Genomic DNA, 3,939 nt, shown 5'->3' on the forward strand with positions numbered 1-3,939 from the left:
CCATCACCGTCGCGACCAGTAACTGGGGAATGACGATAAAGATGTTGAACAGGCCCATGTAGATGCCGAGCTTCTTTTGCGGCAGCGTGCTCGCCAGGATCGCGTAGGGCATGGCGAGGATCGAGGCCCAGGCGATGCCGACGCCGACCTCGGCCAGCAGCAGCGTCTTCGGGTCCTTGAGGACGAAGAAGCTGGCATAGCCCGCCGCGCCGCACAGCAGCCCGATCATGTGGGTCTTCGCCTTGCCGACGCGGTTCGCCAGCCACGGAAGGAGGGTCAGGGCGGCGATGGCGGCGACGCCGTTGTAGACTGCGAACAGCACGCCGACCCAGTTGCCACCGGCCTGGAACGCCGCGCTCTTGGGATCGGCCGAGCCGAAGAAATTCTGCGCGACGACCGGGGTGGTGTTGATCCACATGATGAACAGCGCCGACCAGCTGAAGAATTGCGCAAGCGCTAACTTCTTCATGATCGGCGGCATGCCGGAGAAATCGCCGACGATCGAGCTGAGCATGTTCGACGAGGTGCCACTGCGCGCCTTGAGGATCGCGGCGAGCGAGGCGAGGCCGTAGGCTATGAGCAGGCCGCCGAGGAGATAGACTTCCTTTTCCAGCCCGAAGCTGCCGACCGCGACGACGATGGCGAAGCCGGCGGCGATCCAGATGGCGCTGCTGCCGAGACCGCGCGCGGCGAGGGCGCGAAGGGTATCGGCTTCGGCTTCCGGGGTTTCGGGATCTTCGCCGAAGCTGGCCATTTCCTCGGGGCTATATTCGCGCGTGGCGATGACCGTCCACATCACCGCGAGGAACAGCGCGAGGCCGCCGAACCAGAAGCTGTAGCGGACCGTAGCGGGGATGACGCCCTCACCAGAAAGGTTGCTGACGCCGAACTTTTCGAGCGCATAAGGGAAAATCGACCCGACCACCGCGCCGGCACCGATGAAGGCGGTCTGGATGGCGTAGCCGGCGGTGTGCTGGCTCTTGTCGAGCATGTCGCCGACGAAGGCGCGGAACGGCTCCATCGAAATGTTGAGGCTGGCGTCGAGCATCCACAGCAGCAGCGCGGCGGCGAGGAGGACGGGGGCGAGCGGCATCAGCAGCAGGGCGAGCGTCGCGAGGATCGCGCCGCCGAGGAAATAGGGGCGGCGGCGACCGAACCGGCCGAGCCAGGTGCGGTCGCTGGCGAACCCGACGATTGGCTGGACGAGGAGCCCGGTGAGCGGCGCCGCGATCCACAGCGCGGGGAGATCGTCGAGGCTCGAGCCGAGGCTTTCGAAGATGCGGCTCATATTGGCGTTCTGCAGCGCGAAGCCGATCTGGATGCCGAAAAAGCCGAATGAGATATTCCACAGGCCGGCGAGCGACTGGCGCGGCTTGGTCATGAACAAATTCCTCCCAGGGGCGCGTGACCCGCCCATACGCGTGAGGCTGGCAAGCTTTGCGCCCGCGTCAACTGGCTTAGCTAGACCCGCGCTCGATCAGGCGGATGGGCAGGAGTGTGCTGGGCGGCGCCTCACCCTCGACCTGGGCAATGAGCGTGTCGACCAATGTTTCACCGGCGCGGCGCGGGTCCTGGGCGATGGTCGTCAGCGGCGGGTCGGACAGGCGCGCGGCGACCATGTCGTCGAACCCGACGATCGACACGTCGCCGGGCACCTCCATCCCCGCCTCGGTCAGCCGCCGCATCGCCCCGATCGCGGTCAGGTCGCTGGCGGCGAAGATGCCGTCGCACGGCAGGCCGGTGGCGAGGAGCTGCTCGGCGGCGGCGCGGCCCGACTCCTCGCTCGGCCGTGCGTCGATCGTCAGGCGCGAATCGACCGCCAGCCCGGCCGCCTTCTGCGCCGTGCGAAACCCCGCCCAGCGCTCGAGAAACTCGGGCGAAGCGGCGTCGGCGGTGCCGAAAAAGGCGAGGTGGCGGCGTCCACGCGAGATGAGATGCTCGGCGGCGAGGCGGCCACCGGCTTCGTTGTCGGAGCCGACGGTAGTCCCGATCTGGCCGTCACGCGCCGCGCCCCAGCGGACGAAATGGGTACCCTGCGTGACCATCTGTTCGAGTCGGGGGCGGGTGGCAAGGTAGTCGCCATAGCCAAGCAGGATCAGCCCGTCGGCCTTGCCGCTGTCCTCAAAATCAATGTGCCAGTCGCCCGACGCCTGCTGGAACGAGATCAGCAAATCATAGCCGCGCTTGCCGCAGGCGCGGACCATCGATCCGACCATCGAGAGGTAGAAGGGATTGATCAGCGTGTCGTCGGGGGTCGGATCCTCGAAGAACAGCAGCCCGAGCGTGCGCGAGCTGCGGCTGCGCAGCGACGAGGCGTGACGATCGACGATGTAGTGGAGCTGCTCGGCCGCAGCCGTGACCCGGGCGCGGGTTTCGGCGCTGACCGCGGCGTTGCCCGACAGCGCGCGCGACACGGTCGGCTGCGACACGCCGGCCAGCGCAGCAATGTCGAACGAGGTCGCGCGGCGCTTGCTCGCCGGGGGCCGTTCAGTATCGGGATCGGGGGATGACATGGGGCGCGACCGTTGCAAAAGGGGCACTGTTGCGAGTGGGTTCCAAGCCTAAGCCGACTGCATACGTATGTATAGCGACGGACGAAATCTATGCGGTTACGCAGCCCGTCAATCCGCATTGGCGGAGCAACGTGGCGCGAATCAAAGCGGCCCACAGGGGATGCACAGGCACATGACCATTTTCACGCGCTCGCTCTATTCGACGACGGCCAGTTCGGCGCTCGTCTTCGCCGCCATGACGCTGGCGTCGCCCGCCCTGGCGCAGACGCCAGCCGCTGCTGGCCCGGTCACGACTGCGGCCGCTGACGACGCGATCGTCGTCACCGGTATCCGCGCCTCGCTGGCCGCGTCGGAGAAGATCAAGAAGAATAACGCGGTGATCGTCGAGGCGATTTCGGCCGAGGACATCGGCAAGCTGCCCGACGTGTCGATCGCCGATTCGCTGGCGCGCCTGCCCGGCGTGACTGCCCAGCGGCTCGAGGGCCGCGACCAGCGCCTGTCGATCCGCGGCCTGGGTCCCGACTTCGGCGTGACTCTGCTCAACGGGCGCGAACAGGTCACCGTCGGTGACAATCGCGGCGTCGAATATGACCAGTATCCGTCGGAATTCTTCCGCAACGTGATCGTCTACAAGTCGGCCAATGCCGCCGTGCTGCCGTCGGGCGTGTCGGGCACGGTCGACCTGCGCATGCTTCGTCCGCTGAGCGAGAAGCGCGCCATCGCAGTCCAGCTGCGCGGGCAGATGAACAGCCAGCACAAGCTCAACCCGGAAGGCAAGCGCTTCGGCTATCGCGCCTCGGGGACGTTCGTCGATCGCTTCGCCGATGACACGATCGGGATTGCGATCGGCGTGTCGAAGACCTCGTCGCCGACCCAGAACGAGCGTTACAATGCGTGGGGCTTTCCAAACGCGCCGGAAGTCGGCGGTGCCAAGATCCTGGGCGGGGCCAAGCCCTACGTCCAGTCGAGCCTGCTTGACCGTACGGGAGTTGTCGGCACGCTGGAATTCCGCCCAAGCGATCGCTGGCATACGACCATCGATGCGCTCTATTCGAAGTTCAAGGAGACCCAATATCTTCGCGGCATCGAATTCCCGATAAACCCGGGCTGGGGCGCCAATACGACCATCTCGCCGGGCTACACGGTCACCAACGGGCTGGTCACCGCAGCGACGATCAACAACGTCGTCGCCGTGGTCCGCAACGACTATAACAAGCGCAGCGCTGACAATCTCTCACTCGGCATCAACAACGAGTTCGCCATCACGGAGAAGGTCAAGCTGACCGTCGACGGCAGCTGGTCACGGGCCAAGCGGACCGACTTCCTGCTCGAGAATTACAGCGGCACCGGCTACAACCAGTCGGGTGTCAAGGACATCATCCGCATCACGGCGAACCCCAACGGGACGTTCGATATCGTCCCGACG

3 protein-coding genes are annotated in these 3,939 nt (G+C 65.9%); 1 reads left to right on the top strand and 2 read right to left on the bottom strand.

The window, feature by feature from the left end; genetic code table 11:
• Window positions 1-1,381 (bottom strand): MFS transporter (locus RMN84_RS10860; protein ID WP_309612190.1); only part of this gene is annotated, 1,381 nt, incomplete at its 3' end.
• A gap of 76 nt (window positions 1,382-1,457) precedes the next feature.
• Window positions 1,458-2,513 (bottom strand): LacI family DNA-binding transcriptional regulator, encoded by a 1,056-nt coding sequence (locus RMN84_RS10865; protein WP_309612191.1) that lies wholly within the window; start codon window positions 2,511-2,513, stop codon window positions 1,458-1,460.
• A 172-nt stretch (window positions 2,514-2,685) separates the two neighbouring features.
• On the opposite strand from RMN84_RS10865, the gene RMN84_RS10870 reads away from it, so the two are divergent.
• Window positions 2,686-3,939, top strand: a 1,254-nt coding sequence (locus RMN84_RS10870; RefSeq protein ID WP_309612192.1) for a TonB-dependent receptor plug domain-containing protein, incomplete at its 3' end; no start/stop codon positions are given.

It is taken from the genome of Sphingomonas sp. (assembly GCF_031380695.1).
Taxonomy (GTDB): domain Bacteria; phylum Pseudomonadota; class Alphaproteobacteria; order Sphingomonadales; family Sphingomonadaceae; genus Sphingomicrobium.

Excerpts from the sequence above, each read along its gene's own strand:
- RMN84_RS10865 (WP_309612191.1), bottom strand. The coding sequence starts at position 2,513 with ATGTCATCCCCCGATCCCGATACTGAACGGCCCCCGGCGAGCAAGCGC.